The following is a 21701-nucleotide window of genomic DNA, read 5'->3' as shown; positions in this document are numbered from 1 at the left end:
AACGTGGCGGTGGCATGGAGCCTCAGCGATAGCAACACGGCGGCAATCACCGAACAAAGTACTACCACGGATGCGCAGGGCGAAGCGCATGTGGCGGTGAAAAACTCAGCGGCGGGGAGTGTTACTATCACGGCGGCCGCAGGAGGAAAAAGGGGGGAAACCCAAGCTATTTTTGCTGCTGTCGTGAAGAATGTTGTGGTTACAGCTACCCGCACTAACCGAGAGGCCAACAATATTGACGACGATCGGGCTAAAGTTTTGGTAACAGATCGCGATGGCAATCCGGTGGCTAATCAGCCTGTGAAATGGATTATCTACTCGCCGACGGCCTCTATTCTAGGCTCAAGCACGACTCAAATTACAGATTCTAAGGGTGAGGCTACGGTAGGCGTTACGGATAAAGTTGCTGAGTCGGTGAAGGTGACGGCTGAGGTGCAAGGCGTTCAAGGTTCTAATACTGTCAATTTTGAACCAATGGTCTATGGGCCGGTATACGTATCGGTGCCCGAAGCCAATCCGACTATAACGGCCAGTGATGCGGCGAATGGTACTCAGGTGAACGCCTATTATTCAGGGTTATTGGCTGGCGATCAGTTGTTTGTTACATTTTACGTACAGGCAACGACCGACGATCCTAATAGTCATAATTATGTTTCATCGGTATACACCACAACGGCTGCTGATGCTGCGTCTAAATCTAATACGGTCATACTGACTGTTCCTGCCAGTGCACTGCAAGGTATTGATTCTCCACAGGGAGGAGCGCGAGCGTTCACTGCTAAAGTTCAGGTAACGAGGCCAAGTACTCAATCGGTGATAGTGGGGTCTGCTGGCGGCACAATTGACACCGTCGAATAATTGAGGGGATTGGTATAAAGGTCGATGTTAACCCATCGGCCTTTATATATTTTAAGCCAATAAATGCCTATCAAATTTTCACTAGATATCTTTAATTTGTCTGTTTTAACTAAATTCATTAAATAGAATTCAAATAATAAAATTGGTCTAAAAATGGTTAATGGCGCATTTTTTTTGATACCTGAAAACACTATTAATGCCCCGTGCTATTACAATGCATCGTATATGCTGAATGCTCTAGATTTGGATGTCGTGATTATGAGGTAAATCGTGAACTTCTTGCTATCAAAAAGAATGAGGTATTTTATTGTAACCATGGAGGAGAAAAGTATTACTCGGGCGGCTGAGATACTTTGCATCACGCGTTCTCCTTTAGGGAAGGTTATTTGTGATTTGGAGGAGAGATTGGATGGGAAGTTATTTATACGCAAATACAATACGCTGGAAGCAACACCATTGGCTGTTTCATTATATAAGAAGATAAAGCCAATTCATGATACGCTTGCGGCAATAGAAGACGATCTTAGTCATAAATCAAAAAACATCAAGGTAAACCTTATTTTTGATGTGAGCATGCCATATAATATTTATAAATATTATATTTCAATTCTCGAATCAGAAGGAATGCAGTTTACTCATCATCGGATCTTTGTAACGCCAGAGATTATGGCGCATTTGAAACAAGCGTCGAGTACTATTATATTCTCTTTTAGGGGATTAAGTGATATAGAAGGTAACCATAAAGTTGTCCTTTCTACTGACTATCTTAGCATTTTAGTTCCAGAGAAAGTGAGTCATGAACATTTATGCGATCCAGACTACATGCACTTAGTCCCTGTATTGATTAAATCTTCTCCTTATATTGAGCAAATTAAAAACTGTCTTTCATTTTCATTAAAAAATCATCTTCCCTTTTTGCACTTTCAAGAAGTCGATTCTGACCTCTTTGCGATGCTTTATACCGTAGCGCATGGGAATGCTATTGTCGTGTTACCGGAGAGTATGGCTGATATATATCAGATTAAGGGAGTGAAAAAGATTACGTTCAGAGATCTTATTATTAATAAGACTGTTTATCATAATCTACAGACAAAAGAACTACCTATATTTAATAAGATTATTGAAATTATTGAAGATCTTGCTTAAAAACAACCTAATTCGGATATTTCCTTAAGGGAGAAAAGAAAGTCTGGATTATGTTTAGCATGTAGCATTATGCACTCTAGCAGAACAATGGATTGATCTGTTAGCCGAGGGACTCCGGCCTCGATAGAAATAAATCTAGCTTCAAACCGTGACTCAATATCATAAATAAAGCTTAGATTTACGTTAGCCAAACTTGCCCCGCCTTCCTCAATGGTTAGACATGTCATTAAAGTATCTATCAGTCGTGCGACTTCAGTTAGCGAAAGTTCAGATACGTTATTATCCATTTATACCTCTTAATTTTATATGCTCACATCAAGTTACTCTCGATACTCTTATCGAGAATTCTGATCAAGGAATGTTGTTCAATTATCATTCCCACAGAGAATGCATGATTTTAATGATTGCCCAGAGTTAATTAAATAGGCTATCAGTCGAGGTTTTATCTTATAGATGTTAATTAGCAGACAATGTTACTGATTTTTTTCAAGCAGTGCGGGGCATTTTTTGCGCATAAAAATTCGTTTTATGCCCTCCATTAATCACTTTATAGTATTGATTATTATTAAGTTCCTACCATAATCAACTGTAAGTATTAAACATAATAATATTGATATCAAAAATAAACTTAGCTAACTCAAAAACTACCCACACTACAACAATAAATTAGGTCATATTGTGTTGTCGGATTTATTCGGCTATGTCCGTGGAGGAGGAAAGTTAAGAATAATGTAATGCTTAACATGACTAATCTATTTTTTATTGAATTTTATCAAAAGATAACAATCAACAGTTATTGTAGGAATAATAATATGAAAAATTTAAAGGTATCGCTTCTGATTATTTTAAATGTCCTGCTAGCAGGATGCAGTAGTTCTGAACAAAATCATCAGACAAAGACTCATGATGGAAAGGATGTTGCACACATTGTGGTTGGTAATGATAATAAATCTCTGACTATCAATGGGGATGCTTATGTTGTTGGGAATAATAAGGAGAAGACACAGCAATAAATTTATGCTTGAATAAAATCACCATGCCGCATTCGATTGAATGCGGCATTTTTACTTATAAAAAACCCACTAGATAGACTAGTGGGTGAGAGAACTTAAAATAAACAGATTAGTTATTTGTTCAAGATAGCTTGATCTGAGTCTCGGTAAGTAAATGTTGCTTTTTGCCCTGATGATTGCGGAAGCGTTAATTCAATCACTGGAACCCAGAGTTTTTTAGATGTACTTGCACTAAAATCTCTCTGGTCATTTTGTGCAGAGCTTAAACCATAGCTGCTTCCTTTAAGATAGAAAAAGGCCTCAATAGGAAGCGTATTTTGCATACCTTGGGCCCAAGTTGCCAAACGCAGTTCATTTTGTTCATTGAAAGACTGTTGATATATTTTTGCCATGCTGAGTATAGACTGATAAAAACTATCAGCCGTATCATATTGGCTATCATCTGCGGTAGTAAAGCCACATTGATAGCTGTGGTTTCCGTTGCCTTGTTGGTAATGAGAATACCATTGTTCGGCGGTGGTTATTCCCTGAGCCTGACAAGCACCGCTTTGTGATGGATAAGTATTAGAGGCGCCACAGCCTTTGTTGGTACGGTTCTCCGTTCCTGCATCTATTGGGTATGAACACATGACATCAATGTCGGTATATTTTCCGTCAGGGGCAGAAAAATAGGGATAAAATATAAAACCATTAACATAGCCATAGGCTAACTTGTTATATTGTGAGTCGGCACGAAGATAGGAAAATGACACACCGCCACTACTTTGTGAGCTCGGACTTGGGTCCCAGGCGTGATACGAGCTGGAGTATTGGGTTCCGCGAAGCATAACGCCAGTACATAAGAAGGCCGGTAATTTATTGCTATCACATCCTTTTGCGGTATCTTTAAAGCTTGCGTTCAACAACGAGGCGACGCTAGATCCTGAAGGTTGTGAACTGGTGAGCATTTGTGGATGGGATTTCTGATATTTTAATTTTTCGCTATGCCAATTTTGCGCATAGGAAAAATGTACAAATAAATTCAGGAAAACGAAAAATAGAATAGAACGATTGATTTTCATATTATTGCCTTGATAAGTTTATTAGATAATATCTGCAATGATATTGGTGCTTATTTCTTGCCAATATCTAAACCTATATTACAAATTAAATATTCATCATGCTGGGCAATAAATATTTTTGGCTAGGCAGAAATTGCCTGCGTTAAATAATAAAAAAGCCAAAGAGAATTTTCTTTGGCTTTTTTGGTAACTATTTAAAATAGTGGAGGAGATATTATTTTTTTAAATAAGAGATATTTCCATCCAGCATAGCCGGAAGCGTGGATACACCAGATGCATTTTCTCCCCATGCCACTACGCTATCGTCTGCTTTTAAAGCAATGAAGGCGTGGGTGTTACCATATACGGCTAATACATCTTCCAATGTTCCAGTGGCATTGCATGTAGATCCTCCATAGAGGGAATTACCCCAGACAACTAAGCTCCCATCTTCTTTTAATGCGGCAAAACTGGTGGCGTTAGCTGCAATTGAGACTACGTTGATTAAGGCCGAAGACACGCTTTTGCTATTTCCGCCATATTCGCTGCTTCCCCATGTTAAAACGCTGCCATCGGCGCATAGTGCAGCAAAAGCCCCATAGGTTGCTTTAACATCGACAATATCCGTCCTGCTGGCATACTGGCTTGGCATGTTGCCGCCAAACTCGTTATAACCCCAGCACGCCATACCCCCGGTGCTCAGTAATGCGGTGAACGCTGATTCGGTAGCGACCAAACGTGATGCATTCTGTACCCATGAAACACTGGATGCATTGGAACCATAATCGCTATCGCCCCATGCGGCAATTTTTCCGCATCCATAGATAACACTGAAGGCGCGGCGAGAAGAGCAGCACGATGTAATATTACTTAAGCAACTAATATTGCTTGGTACGCTGCCGCCCGCGGTTTTATCTCCCCACGCATATACCTTTCCAGCGGCGCTTACGGTGGCAAATGCGTTATCGCCGGCATGCAATGAAACTAGATCAGACATGCAAGCAATGTTACTCGGTACATTGAGGTTGAAGGGGGAATCACCATTAAGACCCCATCCCCAGACTTGAATATATGGGGAATGGCTACCACGACAAGCGAAGGTGCCTTCGGCAGCAGCAAGCTCAAGCCAATCACTACGTGACAGAATGTTGCTTGGTACTGCACCTCCTTCTTGGCTATCGCCCCATGCATATACCGAACCCGAGCTGTGCAAAAAGGCGAAGGCTTTAAAAGTAGCATAAAGCGCATAGGCGCTTTGGTTATAGCAAGCAGGCGGCGTTGAACCGCCATATTGCGGATTTCCCCAGCCAAGAACGCTGTTGTCATTGAGTAAAGCAACGAACGAACCAGAGGTGGTTTCGTCGTCAGACCAACTCCCATTCCCCGTGATATTGGAGGGATTGAGCGTGATCAAATCGGTATTACGGCTGGCATTACATACGACAAGGGGACATGAGGGTTTGGTATCAATAAAGCTGTATGTGGCCGTAGCTGGACTTTCTCCTTCATAGTACCAATAGGCTCTCATCGGTGTTCCCGTCAGAGCATCAAATGCGCATAATCGTCCCACCTGTGACTGCCCTGATGCGTGCATACTCGTGCGTGCACCCATAACTTTGATTGAAGGCTGCGTTTTTTGGCTTATAACCACATCACCATCTTCTGAGTAACCGATCCCACCAGCACGGTAAGCTACCTGATAATTTCCGACGGCGTAGCCATCGCCAATGGCGAGGATAAACTGCGTCGGGATGACGATGACAATTTGATTTGCGCGGATGTTAGCTTCGTTAACCTCAACCGTCAGGCTAAACACGGCACCAGGCACCGGCGTGAGGCTGCCGTTGTGGTAGCCTGTCCATTGTAACGTCACCGTATCGCCAATTTGCATCGGCGAATAGGTCACTGCCATCGGCGTTCCGCCATTGCTGGTTGCCGCGTTGGTATCAATTACGCCCTGTACTGCTTCTGGGAAGGTTGGGGCGGGTAAACAAGTACAGTGCTCGGTATCTACATTGACCTGTGCAGTTAGCGATGTCCCCGTGCTGGCGCTTTGTGTGAAGTCCACGCTGTAGTAGGCCTGCCCATAGCCGACGTTAATTGCATACAATGCAGCTTCGGGAAGGGTAACACTAAAACCGGCAACGAGGTCGGCGGCGGCGACAGGGTGTTGCTGCTTATCATAGGCTGCGCTTATCAATACTCCGCTAGAAGTATAACCCTGCCAGTATGTTGTCACGATGTCACCGACGCGCATGTTGCTATAAATTGGCACAGAAAGCGGTGTACCGTTTAATGCTTCATTGGCATCAATCCAGCCATCAGTGCCGTCAGGGAAGACTGGCGCAGGTAGGCATTCGCAAACGGTATCAATGATAACCGGCATCGAGTTTACGGAACGCTCAGGAATGCGTGATCCACTGTGCACCGTATACCATGCCTGCGCGGTGCCTTCACCAATACTGGTGATATATGGAGTGGTTATAGTAACGGTAAATCCATTAATGAGATCGGCTGCTTTTACCGTATAGGCGACTGTAGTTGCACTGTCAGGGATCGCTTGGTTTTGCTCGTCAAAACCATTCCAGTACACTAACACGTTGTCATCCACGGCTATATTAGCGTATGCCGGTATTGCCACGGGAGTGCCGCCGCCGCTTACCGCCGCGCTGTCATTAATAACGTTGTCGATAGCTTCCGGAAATGTTGGCGGTGGCAGAGTTCCTTGATGGGAACGATCGATAAAGACGGTAGATATTGGTGAGGCAGCTGGGTTACCAATATAATCAATGACGGTGTACCACGCCTGATAACTGCCGTCTATGAGAAGATCCTGCGGTACGGTACCGGACCATGGGAAATATTGGCTCACCGGCTCGCTTTCTAAATACAAATAAAAGCTTTTCTCGACATCAAAATTAAATGTAATGTAGTCACCGACGGCAGCATCAGAATATGCTGGAACTTCAAATAATACGCCGCCTGCGCTATCCAGTTCATCTTGGTCAATGACTCCATCATCTGCCATTTGTGGGAATTTTGTTGCAAATAGATCGCTAGAGGAAATCATATAGCTGTCTTCTCCATAAAATAATATCTCCTTGCAAGATTAAAAAACTGGCGTCGGTAATAATTAACGACGCCAGTTTTATTAATTACCTAGCAATGAATGTTTAGGTGATAGTTTATCTTTTTAAGATAAAATTAATGGCCGTAAGGAGGAACAACGTCAACAACAATTTTAGTTACCTGAGATGACAGGTGGCTATTATCGGCAAGTACGGTAACGCTATACCAGCATTCAGCATAGGCATTTTCGCCAATATTTTCGAACTCACCGGTATAAGGAACGGTGAACAGAGCATAACCTGCAGAAATGTCGCCAGTGGTAACGGTGTAATCCGGAGCAGTATAGTCCTCTTTAATTGCATTGGTTTCATCATCGAACCCTTGCAGTTTAAGTGCGATGATATCGCCTTCCGCCATACCAGTATAATTCACATGAATATCAACGCCATCCACTGCTTCATCATAGCCAACTGCGCCATCATCATCAGCATCAACAATATCTGGCGCCGCCAATGAACCTGGATTCAGATGGGCTTGAACCGAGACTGCTGTTACCTCAGAGGTTGAGGTGTTAATACCATCAAATACGGTGTAATACACGTCATAAAAGCCATCGGACAGCGCTGAAGGATTAAAGTCGTCTTTAATGTCATAAATTAAAGGACGAGTGGTATCTTCCAAAAACTGAACACGTTCTAATTCGCCCCAAAATAGACTTACACGGTCACCATAATTTGGGTTAGCCCACATACTAATTTCACATTGAACACCGAAATTAACGTCTGATGCATCAATAGTTCCATCTTCCGCCCCAGTAACATAAGGCGCAGCCATCAGTGTTGCGTTTACAGGAGTTTTTGACTTGTTCATAATAAACCTCATTTAATTAATGTTTAACTGCTTCATCGGATTAACCGTCGAAAACAAGATAACAAATAATATTTGTAGGCTGGGGGCAGAAAATGATGTTTGAGGTATCATTAGATGATAATAGGAAAATAAATATAGCCTTATAAAATCTCAATTCTTAAATATATTGCATTGGCTTATATCGTGTGGAATGAGATATGCGAGTGTTTTTGGGAGCATATCAATACAATGCTCTCAGGCTAAATCTAAGGCTAAAGCAAAAGCGAAAAGCGCAGTGAAGTAATAAATCGTTCTTATTTTTCACGCGGCAGAGGGTTCTGCCGCGTTTTAACGGATGTGCTCTATAGATACAGATTAGCTAGAGCGAGTGTTTAGCACCTGTGGTTAATGCCGAAGGCGCAGGGACTTCACTCACCCATGCAGACATCAAACGGTAGGAGACCGCGAGTACCGCGGGGCCAATAAATAGGCCAATCATACCAAATGCAAGCAGTCCACCGATGACGCCGGTTAAAATTAGCAACATAGGCAAATCCGCACCCATGCGGATAAGCATAGGGCGAAGGAAATTATCTAATCCTCCAACCACAATACTCCATACCAGCAATAGACTGCCCCATGAAGTATCCCCGTGCCAAAATAGCCATGCGGTGGCAGGCAGCATGACTAGAACGGGGCCTAGCTGGGCGAGACATAACACAAACATCAATACCGTCAGCAACATTGCACCCGATACGCCACAAATAGCGAGGCCAATTCCTCCTAAGACCGACTGTACCACTGCCGTAACGACGACGCCCATAGCGACCGCCCTAATAGACTGAGCCGCTAAAATCACCGCTGCATCACCGCGATCAGAGGCGAGACGTGTGGCAAAATGACGTATTCCTAGGCTGATTGATTCACCTTTGGCGTACAGTACCGCGCTGATTACTAACATTAAAATCCCGTGAACAAAAAGCTGCCCCAAATGACTGAGCTGGGTAAGCACAGTTGCAGCCCATTGCCGGAGGTGAGGCTCGAGCTTAGTGACTAGGGTCTGTCCGTGATCGACAATAATGGCCTGCCATTGCGCATAGAGTTTTGCTCCGATAAAGGGGATTGATTTAAGCCATGTGAGATCGGGGAATCCATGGCCTTTAAGTGAGGCTATTTTGTCCATGACCATGGCACTACTGTCTAAAACAGCGGTCCCCATTAACACCAAGGGTAGGAAAAACAAAATAACCAAAAGCAGCGTTAAAACGAGCACTGCGAGGCGGCGACTCCCGCGTAACCAGCGCTGAAATAGGATTAGCAGAGGCCATGTGGCAATGACGACTAATCCGGCCCATATTAGACTTAGGATAAATGGTCTGGCGACCCATAAACAGGTCATGAGCATCAATAATATAAATAAACATCCAAACAAAATTCTGGGTAGGTCGTATTTTGGAAGCGTTTCCATTTTGAAAAAATCCATATGAAATTAATACATTATAATCAAGGTGAACTGAACTAACGTTAAGCCAATGCGGCGATGTCTCCACATTTAGGGCTCAGAGTATAGGTGAAATTAGATATCATTATTTTGGTAAAATGACACAAGAGGTTTCATGATTATTTTTGTGAATTATGTTTTGTAATTCATTTTATATATGAATGAATCTTGTGCTGGGAATAGCCTTAATAAGGCGAGCATCATTATCCATGATAATTAAAAGTATATTTCAAACCGTGTAGTGACTATGTTCACTATTTCGTCTGGTTGTTGGGATTGATTGTTAATCGAGAAGGGCAACAATGCATTGTGTCGGTAATTTTTCACAAATATCAGGTGAAGAAGGAGTCTGCTATCCTGATGACAGGAGAGATTATGTGTGAACTGTTTTCCGGCCCTCTAGGCGGCAAGGTGATTTGGTATCCCAACCAAGTTTGAACATGTAAAAATGTGATGTCAGTACGATTGCCGCGATAACATTACTGGCCTAATCGCTTTAAGCTGCTTATCTGATTTCTTTGTCTTCGTCATTCAAAATGAACATTTTTATATCAAGAAAAATGCGCAATTTTATCGTATTGGCGCAAACGAACAGCATTGCCAAAGCGGCAGAAAAGCTACACATGACGGCATCGCCCTTTGGGAAAAGCATTGCATCGCTAGAAGAACTTGTAGGGTATGCATTGTTTACCCGCAAAGAAAATAGCATCAGCCTCAACAAGGCGGGTCAAGAGCTGTATCAAGAACTTTTCCCCATTTATCAACGGTTATCAGCCATTGATAACGAGATTGCAGCAATGTCACATCGGCAAAAGAATATAGTCATAGGTATTGATATTACCTATCCCACTATTATTTTTGATCAGCTATTTAGTCTAAGTGACAAGTATGATGGCATTACGGCGCAGCCTTTTGAATTTAGCGAAAATAGTGTGATTGATGATTTACTCGATCGTCGGGTCGATTTTATTATTTCTCCCCAGCGAGCTTCGCAGCGAGTGACCCATCTTGGTAGTTTACAAACGACGGAGCTGCCGCCGTTACGGTTGGGCTTTCTGGTTTCTCGTCGTTTTGAAAATGTTCAACCTCTTGAACTATTAAATACGCTGCCATGGCTGCAGATGCGATTTCAAAATCGCGCTAATTTTGAATCTTTGCTCGACGCACACTTTCGCACGATAGGTATCAACCCAACGATTATTTATCGTCCTTATAGCTTCATGGCAAAGATCAGCGCAGTGGAACAGGGCCAATTTCTTACCGTGGTACCTCAGTTTGCCTATCGTCTGGTGAATCCGGCCAAGCTGAAATATTTCGATGCGCCGAATCAGCCCATGTATATGTCTGAGTATCTTTATTCGCTAAAGAATAACCACCAAATAGAAAAAACGATCGGCTATATTCACGCCGATCGTGAGGGGCTTAATTAAGCGTCAAACCGCTAACATTGACCCGGATTTGAATAAGTTTTGATGCAGTTGAAACGCATCTGCCAGATTGTGATGCAGATGTCCTCCTTTCGAGAGTTCTAGATAGCGATGCAAATAATCACGATACATGGGGTGTGCACAGTGGTTGATAATGGTGGTTGCGCGTTGTAATGGCGATAACCCGCGCAAATCAGCCACGCCTTGCTCTGTGACGATCACTTTTACGCTATGTTCGCTATGATCGACGTGGGTGCACATTGGCACAATGGTGGAGATTTTGCCTCCTTTGGCAATTGACGGTGCCATAAAAATTGAAAGATATGCGTTGCGTTCGAAATCTGCGCTGCCGCCAATGCCGTTAACCAACTCGGTGCCTGCAATATGAGTCGAGTTGGCATGACCATAAATATCAAATTCCAGACCTACGTTGAGAGCGATGACGCCTAGCCGACGGATAATTTCAGGATGATTAGAGATCTCCTGTGGTCGTAATACGATCCGATTAGCGAAGAAATCCATGTTGTCATAGATTTTTTCCAGCGAATCGGGAGAAACCGTTAAGCTAGAGGCACTGGCACCAGTAATTTTTCCTTCTTCCAATAATCCAACGACTGATTCTTGTAGTACTTCTGAGTACATCATAAATGGCGGAATAACCGGATTTTTTCCTAATCTTTTCATCACTGCGTTATTGATATTTCCTACGCCGCTTTGCAGCGGTAGGAATTCGGCAGGAATGCGTCCGAGCTTTAATTCGTTAAGGAGAAAATTGACCACGTTATCAGCGATTTTTTCGCACAGTGGATTTTCAACGTTGAGGCTATTCACCTCATCGGGCAAATGCGTTTCGACAATGCCAATAATTTTTTTAGGGTCAACCTGCACGTACGGAACCCCGACCTTATCGAGCGAATGAAAAATGGGCAGTATATTGCGACGTGGAGGCGCTCCGAGAGTAACGATATCAGCCAGTTCACCTACACGTGTATTGTGATAACTATTTAATTCAATGATTATTTTCTTAGCTTTCTGTATAAAAATGGGGGCATTACCTATGCTACTCGTCAGGTAAATTTTCCCATTCTCGCTCACGGCAGAGGCCTCGATAACCGCCACATCAATATCGCCAAAGAAACCGTAGTTCACCATCTGAGCGACCTCACTCAGATGCAAATCGACAAAGCTGATCTCTCCTTGGTTAATCTTTTCACGCAGTAGCGGGGCAGTTTGATAGGGCGCACGCCATGATACCGCGGCGGCTTCTGCCAAAATATCATCAGCCTGGGCGCTGATTGATGCCCCGGTAAAGAGGCGGATCTGAAATGCTTTATGCTGCTGGTGGAATTCTTGTGCACGTTTGGCAATAGCGCTGGGTAAGGCTTTTGGCGATCCTGCAGGGGTAAAACCACTAAATGCCACCATGTTTCCATTATCAATATGAGCCGCCGCTTCGTCGGCGCTCATTGTGCAGTATGACGGCTTCATAACGAGATCCTTGTTTATACAGGTTTAGCGGCCAAGAAAATTGGGTTTACGTTTTTCCATAAAAGCCTTCATTCCTTCGTGATAGTCATCACTGTCGTATACCGCCCGTCGTAAACCTTGTATACGTTCAAATTCATCAGAATTCATGGTGTGTGCTTCGCCTAAAACGCGTAGTTCTTCTTTAATCACGGCAATCGCCAGCGGTGCTTTTTCAGCAATGACGTGAGCCAGTTTTAGGGTGAAATCTTCCAGCTCGCTGGTTTCTACCACATGGTTAAGAATGCCAACCGCTAACGCACGCTTGGCGCTGATGGGGGCGGCAGTAAAAATTAACTCTTTGACGATATGGAATCCGGCATCGCGGATCAGGTTGTGGATCCCCACTAGATTGTAGGGAACGCCTAGATTGACGGGTGTCATGGAGAAGGTTGAGGTGTCGCAGGCGACGATAATATCTGAACTCATGATCATTTCGAATGCACCGCCCCACACGCTGCCTTCTACCATAGAAATAATAGGTTTGGGATACTTTTGGATTACCCGAGTAATTTGGCGAAGTGGGTCATCGTATGAAAGTGGATCGCGGCGGCCAGTTGGTAACTCACGAATATCATGTCCGGCAGAAAATACCTTTGAACCTTCAGGGGCTCGCAGAATAATGCAGCGGATATCGGTATGGTTTAGGTCATGCAGCGCCTGCATTAAATCGTCAATGAAGACTTTGCTTAGCGCGTTAAGTTTACGCGTGTGATTGAACTCGATAATGCCAACTCGATTGGCAATCAACACTTTGACATACTGATAAGACATGGTCGTTGTCCTTTAATTGAAAATCTTGTGGGTAATAAAGTCGGTAATGTCATTAACGCACGCCCTCGGCGAAAGTTGTTTACTCAGTAACATATGTTCAAGGTGCTGATAATGCAGTTGGACGTCTGGACGAGCGAACAGGGTCGTCAGAGCGTTCTCTTCGATTTGCCGGCGGACCCAGCCTAAAGATTGTTGCTGGCGCAATGTGGTGAGCTGCCCACTGGCTGACATAACTTGCCAAAAGGCCAATACCGCTTGCCAAACTTCATTGATGCCGCGTTTTTTCAGTGCGCTGCAGGTTAAAACCTGAGGCTGCCATACAGGATATTTGCGTCGGATGATTTGCAATGCGCTGTGATACATGTGGCGAGCGATTTCAACATTGCCGTGATTCTCACCGTCGTCTTTGTTGATAATGACAAGATCGGCCATTTCCATAATGCCTTTCTTGATGCCTTGCAAATCATCACCCGCGCCCGCAATCTGTAACGAGATAAAGCAGTCCACCATTTCGGCAACTTCGGTCTCTGATTGCCCAACACCAACGGTCTCTACGATCACCACGTCATAATTTGCCGCCTCACAGAGTAAAATCAGCTCGCGTGTGCGCGGGCTAATACCGCCCAGATGACAGCTGGAAGGCACAGGGCGAATGAATGCTTGATCCGAGCGAGATAAATTCAGCATGCGATTCTTATCTCCTAGAATACTTCCTCCACTTATCGGGCTACTCGGATCAACGGCAATCACTGCGACACGATGGCCGTGCGCTATCAACGTTCCCCCAAAGGCTTCCAAAAACGTACTTTTTCCAGCGCCTGGTGTGCCAGTGATGCCTAGTCGCTTAGCGTTTCCAGTATGTGGCATCAGTCTGTCGAGCAGTTGCGCACTGAGAGCCCTATGCGCTGGTAGCTTACTTTCTACTAGCGTCATGGCCTGAGCGAGTGCGGCACGATCGCCTTGGCGTATTCGTTGCTGGCAATCTTCAAGATTTCGGGAGTTAATCATGATGCGCACTGATCAACTGGAGAACATCGCGTACGCTGACCAGCATCGGAGTGCCTGGCCCATAAATCGCAGAGACGCCGTTTTCGCGCAGGAAGGTATAATCCTGTGGAGGAATAACGCCGCCTGCAACCACACAGATATCTTGGCGCCCATATTGATGTAGGGCTGCAATCAGTTCAGGAATTAAGGTTTTATGGCCAGCTGCGAGCGACGATGCGCCAATAACGTGGACATCGTTTTCAACAGCCAAGCGTGCGATTTCCTGCGGCGTTGAGAACATTGGGCTGAGATCGACATCAAAACCTAAATCGGAGTAGGCACTAGCAATCACTTTAGCGCCTCGGTCATGGCCGTCTTGCCCCATTTTAGCGATGAGAATACGTGGCCGACGGCCAGTTTCTGTCAGAAAATTTTGGGTTTGTGCCAATATTTGGTCGAATGCCTGCGCGTCATTTTCGGATTGATGATAACTACGGGCAATTACGCCAGTAACGCATTCACTGGGCACCAAATAACGATCGAATACGGCTTCTATCGTATCTGAAATTTCACCTAAGGTGGCTCGTAGGCGAGCCGCTTCAATGGCAACTTCTAGCAGATTTTCGTTGTGCTGCGCCGCATGGCGTAGACGAGTGAGTGCTTGTTGTACTGCGTTATTGTCTCGCGTCGCGCGAATATGCTGTAGTTGGGCAATTTGTTCATTACGCACTTTGACGTTATCGATCTCTAAGACCTGTGTTTCAGCCTCCTTATCCAATTTGTATTTATTCACACCGACAATAACGCGTTTGCCTTGGTCGATAAGTGACTGTTCATTGGCGGATGCTTCCTCAATCATGCGCTTTGGCAATCCGACTTCAATGGCTTTTGCCATACCACCAACGTCGTCGATTTTTTGGATGATAGCCCTTGCCTGTTTCACGATTTGGTCAGTAAGTGACTCCACAAAATAAGATCCCGCCAGCGGATCGATCGTACGGCAAATCTCTGATTCTTCTTGAATAATAATTTGAGTGTTGCGAGCGATGCGCGCTGAGAAATCAGTGGGGAGACCGAGTGCTTCATCAAAGGCGTTGGTATGCAGTGATTGGGTGCCACCAAGTGTGGCGCCCAACGCTTCAATCGTGGTACGGACGATATTGTTGTAGGGATCTTGCTCGGTGAGACTCCATCCAGATGTCTGGCAGTGAGTACGCAGCGCGAGAGATTTAGGATTGGTAGCCCCGAATTGGCTCACCGCTTCGCTCCATAGATAACGTGCGGCACGCAACATGGCGATGTTCATAAACAGATCCATGCCGATACCGAAGAAAAAAGAGAGGCGGGGAGCAAAATCATCTATGTTTAAACCGGCCTTTAAGGCGGCTTTGATGTATTCAATGCCATCGGCGATGGTAAAAGCCACTTGCTGTACACAGTTAGCACCAGCTTCACTCATGTGATAGCCGCTAATGCTAATAGTGTTAAAGCGCGGCATATTTTGTGAACTCCACGCAATAATATCGGAAATGATACGCATAGAGGGGGCAGGGGGATAAATATAGGTATTACGGCACAGATATTCTTTTAGTATGTCGTTTTGAATGGTACCCGTGAGAAGTTCAGGGCCGATGCCTTGTTCTTCTGCTGCCACAATATAAAAGGCCATAATCGGTAGCACCGCGCCATTCATTGTCATAGACACCGACATCTTATCCAGCGGTATCTGGTCAAACAGCACCTTCATATCTTCAACGCTATCAATTGCAACACCGGCTTTCCCTACGTCACCTGCCACGCGTGGGTTATCTGAGTCATAACCTCGGTGTGTGGCAAGGTCAAAGGCCACGGAAAGCCCTTTTTGTCCTGCGGCCAGATTGCGACGATAAAATGCGTTTGATTCTTTCGCAGTGGAGAAACCAGCGTATTGGCGGATGGTCCAAGGCTGCCCAGCATACATAGTGGCACGGGGACCACGAACATAAGGGGCCATGCCTGGCAATGAGTCAGTGACTTCTAAGCCTTCAAGATCGTGCGCGGTATAGAGCGACTTAACCGCGATCCCCTCTGACGTTTCACGAACTAAGTCTTGAACTTTTTTTCCTTGCCTGCCTAGCTCTTTATTTGCAAGTTCTTCCCACGCATGGATATTGACCATTCTATTGCTCCTAGTTTTGGGCAAAATACGCGCCATACATCGCGCCATTTATGTACGGTTTGGCGGCTGGTAACTTGGATCATTTCAGATACAAAAATGTTGTTGAGGGCAAAGAACGCTCCTCAAGTAGGGTTAATGCCATGTTTAAAGTAAGCGCGTTTTCAGGGGCGTTGTCGCGGGCAAAAAAGAACAGACTGGGCAATCATTATTCGACGCCTGTCATTGGCTAAAAATGTGGAGAGCTTCATGTTTTTTATATTTGCTTGCCGACGCTAATCTGAAAAGCGCGATGGAGTGCAGTGCACCATCGCAATTATTGAATTGAAATGCTCAACATCGAACTGCTCATGGCGCGGGGGAGGGAATAGGAGTCAAGAAGTACAAAAGCAAAAGCCCGCTTAAGTTTCCTTAAGCGGGCTTTTCTAATTTGGCTCCCCTGACTGGACTTGAACCAGTGACATACGGATTAACAGTCCGCCGTTCTACCGACTGAACTACAGAGGAATCGTGTGAACGAGGCGCATAATAGCGAGCTTGATGTGCCTTGTAAAGTCTAAAAACCAACATCTGAATCGTTTGCTTATCAAATCAGCAAGTTGCTGTTTTTATTATCAATCTTAAACCACTTCCAATGGAGGAGGTGTCCGGTCATTTAAGTTGATATTCTTCCATACGCTATTGCCGCTAGATATACCGTAAAATTGCATTTCAGGCAGATTTAATATTTGAGCTATAGTATAAAGATCATCACGAAATTTTATGCTAACCAAATCATCTTCACCAAACCATTCGTTTGATCATTTATATAAATAGGCACTAAAACTTGCGTTCCCGTGTCCTTTATTGTTTGGGCGCTCATCTCTTCTGATATTGTCTTGATAATCAAGGCTTTCAAATGTTCGTTGTTTCTACGAGCCGTAATTTACCATATTTATGTTATTTCAAAATTATTTTTTAAGAGTACGGATAAATTTTCTAAACATCTTCTCATATGTTTTATGTTCAATTACTTCTCCACTTTCATAATTGATAACTTTATGAACCAAGCCAATACTTGGAGGTGCAGTCCCTATTTTTGTCATTCTCCCATATTGTAGGTTTATTAGCCCATTACATGGTGCAATTAGCCCAATATGTTTATCTCTTTCTAGAGATAAGTTCAGCGCTAGGAGTGATCTCCTCAGCTCCGATAAAAAAATCCCATACTCCGTTTTGTTTGAACTTAGGAATATCTTCTGGCAATATTTTACAACTCTTGGGTATGTATTCGTTTGCATTCTTAACAAAATAGCCAGCGATAATATATAATTGAAACTCCGACTCATCGAAAAAATTCTTTCTGATAAGAGATGAAATATCATCATCTGATGAGCAGAATTCAAATCTTAACCCTCGCCCTTTTCTAGTCCATTCATTATAATTGAGAATATTAGTCATGTAATTAGCACTTTAGAAAAAATGTGATAAAGATATTGCCATTGCCATTGCCATTGCCATTGCCATTGCCATTACCATTACCATTGCCATTATCATTATGTGTTGCTGTTATAATATTAGGAAACCAGACTCAAAAGTGAGTAGGGCATAAGGAGGTAAAGAGTTGGAACTCTTATTTTTCATTAATATTTTAATCCATGTGAATAGCTGACAATCTTCTGGTGGAGTATTTGCCGCAAATGCAATGAAATAAACAAAGTCACTTTGGATTGACAAAATATCTGTAATTACAGGATGAAATTCATCATCTGGGTGAAGTAGTATTCCCCAAGGGTAATTATCCTGACAATAAAGGCAATGATATCCACTCGATAACACCGTTTGCCATGCTTTTTCACCAATTCTTCCTGGCAGTAAAACATAACACCACGTGTTGTAGGGCAAAGTAACAACAATTTTTTGCCTTATTTGTTTCTGCGCTAGCAAGAAAATAGATCGAATTTCATCTATTTTTTTTTGAGGTGATGCTGTTTCTGAAAAAATAGGGATATACATAACAATATGAAACTCCTAGAGTCGAACTCAAGCCATTATATGGAATGTTTTTAGAATACTTTGCTTTAGTGATTTTTGAAATAAACTCATATACTAGCAATGATTCAGTATGGCATGTTAAACAATACCAGAGTCTTGGTCATTCATAGCAATCGATGGATTTTGTAGAATCAATTATCTTATTGCTATCGTTCACAAGTGTCTCCTAGTGAATTTATGAGTGCTTAGTGGACGGTTACAACCGCTGTTTTGTTCTCCCAGAGAAAGGAAAAGACGCTGTTAGTCGTCTGTGAATATAAAATTTAACCAATCCATCAAATGAACGACTATTCATCAAGCATCTACACCATAAAAGGATACCTGCGTTTGCAATTTTTATCTGCCAGTAATCTTTTTCAGTTGAAGTATAAAAAAATAGAGACAAGAAAAATAGAAAACATCCAGTAAGAAACATGTATTTGTATATTGTTAATCCTATGCGTCTACCTTTCAGTATTATTTTAAAAGCAAAGACTGATGCTAGCAAAAAAAATAACGAAGGGATATATATTTGGGCTACCATGATTGGTGTTGGAATGTTGAAACTAAAGGATATGATTGCATAAGGAAATGTGAATAATAAAATTAACATCATATTTATTGAAATATATACTGCAATGGTTAATAGTGATAAATGCATTAAATCAGATTTCAATTTATTTAAATAATCATTTCTATTTATGCATTTGTCAACCATGTTCTCTTTAAAGTAGTTTTCAGCGACACTAGCGCAGGTAATCAATGAGTTAAAGTTAGATCCAGTTAATAATGTAGTTATCTTCATTGAAGAATATCCTCTTTACGCAACAAACCTACTGAATACTTCCAGGAGAATTAACTACACCACTTATTCCATTGCTTGTATATTTATTCATAACGTTCCCAATGTGTCGTCATAAGATAATGTTTAATATTTCATTTTTTTTCACTCCACTAATATGCTTAGTTAAAATTGAGCAAAATTCATCGTATGTTTTTGCCAGAACATTTATATCCTCATATTCAGGTTCTTCTCCCCATACAATTTGCCCTTTATTTTCCCCTTTTGTCACAATGGAAATATGTATGTAGCCAGATTTTACTGACATAATGAAGCAAAAGTGATTACTCCAAAATTCACTCACTTTTGCCATGTCATTTTGGCTTATTGCAGCATTCAAACTCTCTTTTTCAAACTCATTCCATGAGAATGAGTTTTCATCTTGCTCGGCTAATAATAACTCATGTGTTATGAACCAAACTGTATCATTTTTGTTTGCAAGTAGGTCATAAGACATGATGAGATTAGTTAGGGATGCAGGAAGTCCGGTTATTCTCATTCGCTGTGGTTCTGGAAATTCTGTAATCATTTTTTTGTTTTTAGCTTCTTTGCATATCCAATCATACTGGGTCAGTATGGCTAAATTTGTACAATTCATGAAGTTCGCCTTAGTAAAAAATTTAGGTGTCATGGGTGAATTTTATTGTACTAACAATTTTTTGTTGAAAATATAATGCAATAAAATACAAATGATTCTTACAAGTATGAGTTTTATTCGGTTTGTACTGCGGATACGCAAGGTACTACTCCGTACAAATTATAGTCTATCCATACTAGTTTCTTTCACTTCTTCAGTCTCAAGTTCTAATTCAATTTCAATATTACTCTGAGAAAAAATCTTATTGATATACTCCACTAGTGATTTAAGTTTTTTTGTTGAAATATTTAGACTTATTTCGATTTTATCGATTTCAATGCTTTTGTTTTCACATAAACGAATCAATAGGTTGTTTCTCTTCAAACCTATGTATTTAATTGCACCACATATTACCCCATTAAAAAAATGACCTTCTAAATCAATTGAATTGTCAATATCCTCATCTTCCTCAATAAATTGAGATATTATAATATAATGCTCTGGTTCATTGGGGTCATCACCAACACCAATAACCGAAACATTGTTTTCAGTATAACAATTAACGAAATTAGCAAAAAAGCTAATGTTATGGTTTATATCATTCATTTTTACCTCTGAACGTTAGTAGATTATTCTGTGATATGTCGTTTTTTAGGCAATAGTATATGGTATCAGTTCTTGTATCCGTTTTGAATTATGATAGACACATCTGCGATCAACAATAATATTCAGTAAGTCAACAAGTTTAGCTTCTAACTTAAAAGAATTTTTTCTTAGCATATGACATTAAACGATTTAAGTTTTGACTACATATCTAATTATAATGACTATAGATATTTATCAAATTTCCATGAAAAGACGATCGCAACAATGATTGATAGTAAATATGGCAATCCCCCATTATATTCCGATAAAGGATATGATATATAAAAAGTTAGTGCTAAAGCCGCAATCACAATACAAGGTGAAATAAAGGTTTGATATATTTCTATAATGACAAATTTTAAAAATTTTTTCATTTCAGCAGTTCCTTTAAGAAATAGTTTGTGACATCCGTATTGTTGAGAAAATGAAAGGGGGATATTGCAGGTAAACGATATGATTCCGTCAGGAAAAAATATCCAACTTATTTATATCAAATATGATAATAATCCTAGGTGTGATTTTTTAACTTACCATAAATTTTACTGCTGGTTAAGAACCTTAGTCATAATTGTATTTTTAAAACTGTATTCTTATACGGTAATCTTATTGTTTGTACCAAAAACATATTTTTTGTGATCTTACACCGAGGCTCGGATAGCTAAGTTAATTGGATTTCAAAGTCAGCAATTCGTGATCCTGCTCCAAGCTACCGCCCTCAGCTGCATGAGCACTGCGCGTGCATGGATATGTGTAAATATTATCTAAGAGAGGTGGCTTGCCAATCCAGTGATTCGATGATTCTGAATATTTGAATCTTATTAGAGAGAGGCCGATGAATCGAGTGGTTTTGCAAGTAAAAATCTTTCTGATATGTAAGAATATGTACAAATGGTGATGTTGGCTGTTACTTTAAATTTATCAGCGCTAACGAACAGACTCCAACCAATAATTCAATGTGCAAAGAGCTCTATTGCTGCTAGATAACGCCAGTAATTTCCCGTTTTGATATACGTGTTGTTATCGTGCCATACCGGCTCTGGGCCCACGGCCGGGGGATTTCACGGTACAACCTGACTGGTACTGGATTAACAGTATCGCGTCATTTTCGCCAGCACCGGTAACTGTTATGGTGTGTTTACAGAGCGCAACTTAGGCTGACAATCGTGTGGCTGTTACCCATTCTTACAGCTATCGTGAACCGTTAGAGAATCGAACCTCAAGAGTGAGGTAGCCTTTTTCAATATTATAAACTGTCGGTAAGCTTGAAGGATTTATCGGTGGG

The 21701-nt window shown here is 42.1% G+C and carries 18 protein-coding genes and 1 tRNA gene; 4 read left to right on the top strand and 15 right to left on the bottom strand.

The window, feature by feature from the left end; all coding sequences use genetic code 11:
* On the top strand, positions 1–858 hold an 858-nt coding region (locus HMPREF3091_RS04230), incomplete at its 5' end, for an Ig-like domain-containing protein (protein ID WP_210403542.1).
* Between the two features lie 294 nt (positions 859–1152).
* Positions 1153–2004, top strand: coding sequence for a LysR family transcriptional regulator (locus tag HMPREF3091_RS04225; protein WP_070714446.1), 852 nt, complete (start codon positions 1153–1155; stop codon positions 2002–2004).
* Here HMPREF3091_RS04225 and HMPREF3091_RS04220 read toward each other — a convergent pair.
* The gene (locus HMPREF3091_RS04220; protein WP_070714443.1) at positions 2001–2291 is read right to left on the bottom strand and encodes a hypothetical protein; all 291 of its coding nucleotides are present in this window, start codon (positions 2289–2291) and stop codon (positions 2001–2003) included. The two genes, HMPREF3091_RS04225 and HMPREF3091_RS04220, sit on opposite strands and share 4 nt — an antisense overlap.
* A gap of 525 nt (positions 2292–2816) precedes the next feature.
* On the opposite strand from HMPREF3091_RS04220, the gene HMPREF3091_RS04215 reads away from it, so the two are divergent.
* Positions 2817–3017, top strand: coding sequence for a hypothetical protein (locus HMPREF3091_RS04215; RefSeq protein ID WP_004091367.1), 201 nt, complete (start codon positions 2817–2819; stop codon positions 3015–3017).
* Between the two features lie 113 nt (positions 3018–3130).
* On the opposite strand, the gene HMPREF3091_RS04210 is transcribed toward HMPREF3091_RS04215, so the two are convergent.
* The 4 genes from HMPREF3091_RS04210 to ydiK form a co-directional block, all read right to left on the bottom strand.
* On the bottom strand, positions 3131–4078 hold the full coding sequence (locus HMPREF3091_RS04210) for an HvnC protein (RefSeq protein WP_070714442.1): 948 nt from the start codon (positions 4076–4078) through the stop codon (positions 3131–3133).
* A 214-nt stretch (positions 4079–4292) separates the two neighbouring features.
* Positions 4293–7127, bottom strand: coding sequence for an RCC1 domain-containing protein (locus tag HMPREF3091_RS04205; RefSeq protein WP_070714441.1), 2835 nt, complete (start codon positions 7125–7127; stop codon positions 4293–4295).
* Positions 7128–7261: 134 nt separating this feature from the next.
* Positions 7262–7996, bottom strand: a complete 735-nt coding sequence (locus HMPREF3091_RS04200; RefSeq protein WP_246839954.1) for a hypothetical protein — start codon at positions 7994–7996, stop codon at positions 7262–7264.
* Positions 7997–8354: 358 nt separating this feature from the next.
* Positions 8355–9458, bottom strand: a complete 1104-nt coding sequence (ydiK, locus tag HMPREF3091_RS04195) for an AI-2E family transporter YdiK (protein ID WP_070714438.1) — start codon at positions 9456–9458, stop codon at positions 8355–8357.
* 554 nt (positions 9459–10012) lie between these two features.
* Here ydiK and HMPREF3091_RS04190 point away from each other — a divergent pair.
* Positions 10013–10906, top strand: coding sequence for a LysR family transcriptional regulator SrsR (locus tag HMPREF3091_RS04190; protein WP_004091374.1), 894 nt, complete (start codon positions 10013–10015; stop codon positions 10904–10906).
* Positions 10907–10909: 3 nt separating this feature from the next.
* Here HMPREF3091_RS04190 and HMPREF3091_RS04185 read toward each other — a convergent pair whose 3' ends face one another.
* From HMPREF3091_RS04185 to HMPREF3091_RS04140, 10 genes are all read right to left on the bottom strand, one after another.
* Positions 10910–12391 carry a succinate CoA transferase gene (locus HMPREF3091_RS04185; RefSeq protein ID WP_070714435.1) on the bottom strand — a complete coding sequence of 494 codons (1482 nt, stop codon included), beginning with the start codon at positions 12389–12391 and terminating at the stop codon, positions 10910–10912.
* Between the two features lie 24 nt (positions 12392–12415).
* The gene (gene scpB / locus HMPREF3091_RS04180) at positions 12416–13201 is read right to left on the bottom strand and encodes a methylmalonyl-CoA decarboxylase (protein ID WP_004091376.1); all 786 of its coding nucleotides are present in this window, start codon (positions 13199–13201) and stop codon (positions 12416–12418) included.
* 12 nt (positions 13202–13213) lie between these two features.
* Positions 13214–14209, bottom strand: coding sequence for a methylmalonyl Co-A mutase-associated GTPase MeaB (gene meaB / locus HMPREF3091_RS04175; RefSeq protein WP_070714433.1), 996 nt, complete (start codon positions 14207–14209; stop codon positions 13214–13216).
* Positions 14202–16346 carry a methylmalonyl-CoA mutase gene (gene scpA / locus HMPREF3091_RS04170; RefSeq protein WP_070714430.1) on the bottom strand — a complete coding sequence of 715 codons (2145 nt, stop codon included), beginning with the start codon at positions 16344–16346 and terminating at the stop codon, positions 14202–14204. The genes meaB and scpA overlap by 8 nt, the downstream gene beginning before the upstream one ends.
* 428 nt (positions 16347–16774) lie before the next feature.
* Positions 16775–16850 (bottom strand) — tRNA-Asn (locus tag HMPREF3091_RS04165).
* Positions 16851–17483: 633 nt separating this feature from the next.
* A complete protein-coding gene (locus HMPREF3091_RS04160) occupies positions 17484–17783 on the bottom strand; it encodes a hypothetical protein (protein WP_070714428.1) in 300 nt (99 codons plus the stop codon).
* Between the two features lie 108 nt (positions 17784–17891).
* Entirely contained in the window at positions 17892–18338 is a 447-nt protein-coding gene (locus tag HMPREF3091_RS04155; RefSeq protein ID WP_070714426.1) for a hypothetical protein, read from the bottom strand.
* 932 nt (positions 18339–19270) lie between these two features.
* On the bottom strand, positions 19271–19795 hold the full coding sequence (locus HMPREF3091_RS04150) for a hypothetical protein (protein WP_070714423.1): 525 nt from the start codon (positions 19793–19795) through the stop codon (positions 19271–19273).
* 159 nt (positions 19796–19954) lie between these two features.
* Positions 19955–20380 (bottom strand): hypothetical protein, encoded by a 426-nt coding sequence (locus HMPREF3091_RS04145; protein ID WP_070714422.1) that lies wholly within the window; start codon positions 20378–20380, stop codon positions 19955–19957.
* A gap of 221 nt (positions 20381–20601) precedes the next feature.
* Positions 20602–20793 (bottom strand): hypothetical protein, encoded by a 192-nt coding sequence (locus tag HMPREF3091_RS04140; protein WP_070714420.1) that lies wholly within the window; start codon positions 20791–20793, stop codon positions 20602–20604.
* Between the last annotated feature and the right edge of the window lie 908 nt (positions 20794–21701).

Source organism: Hafnia sp. HMSC23F03, assembly GCF_001816025.1.
GTDB classification, from domain to species: domain Bacteria; phylum Pseudomonadota; class Gammaproteobacteria; order Enterobacterales; family Enterobacteriaceae; genus Hafnia; species Hafnia paralvei.
The sequence above is the reverse complement of the archived record's forward strand: the minus strand, read 5'-3'. Positions and strand labels throughout refer to the sequence as shown.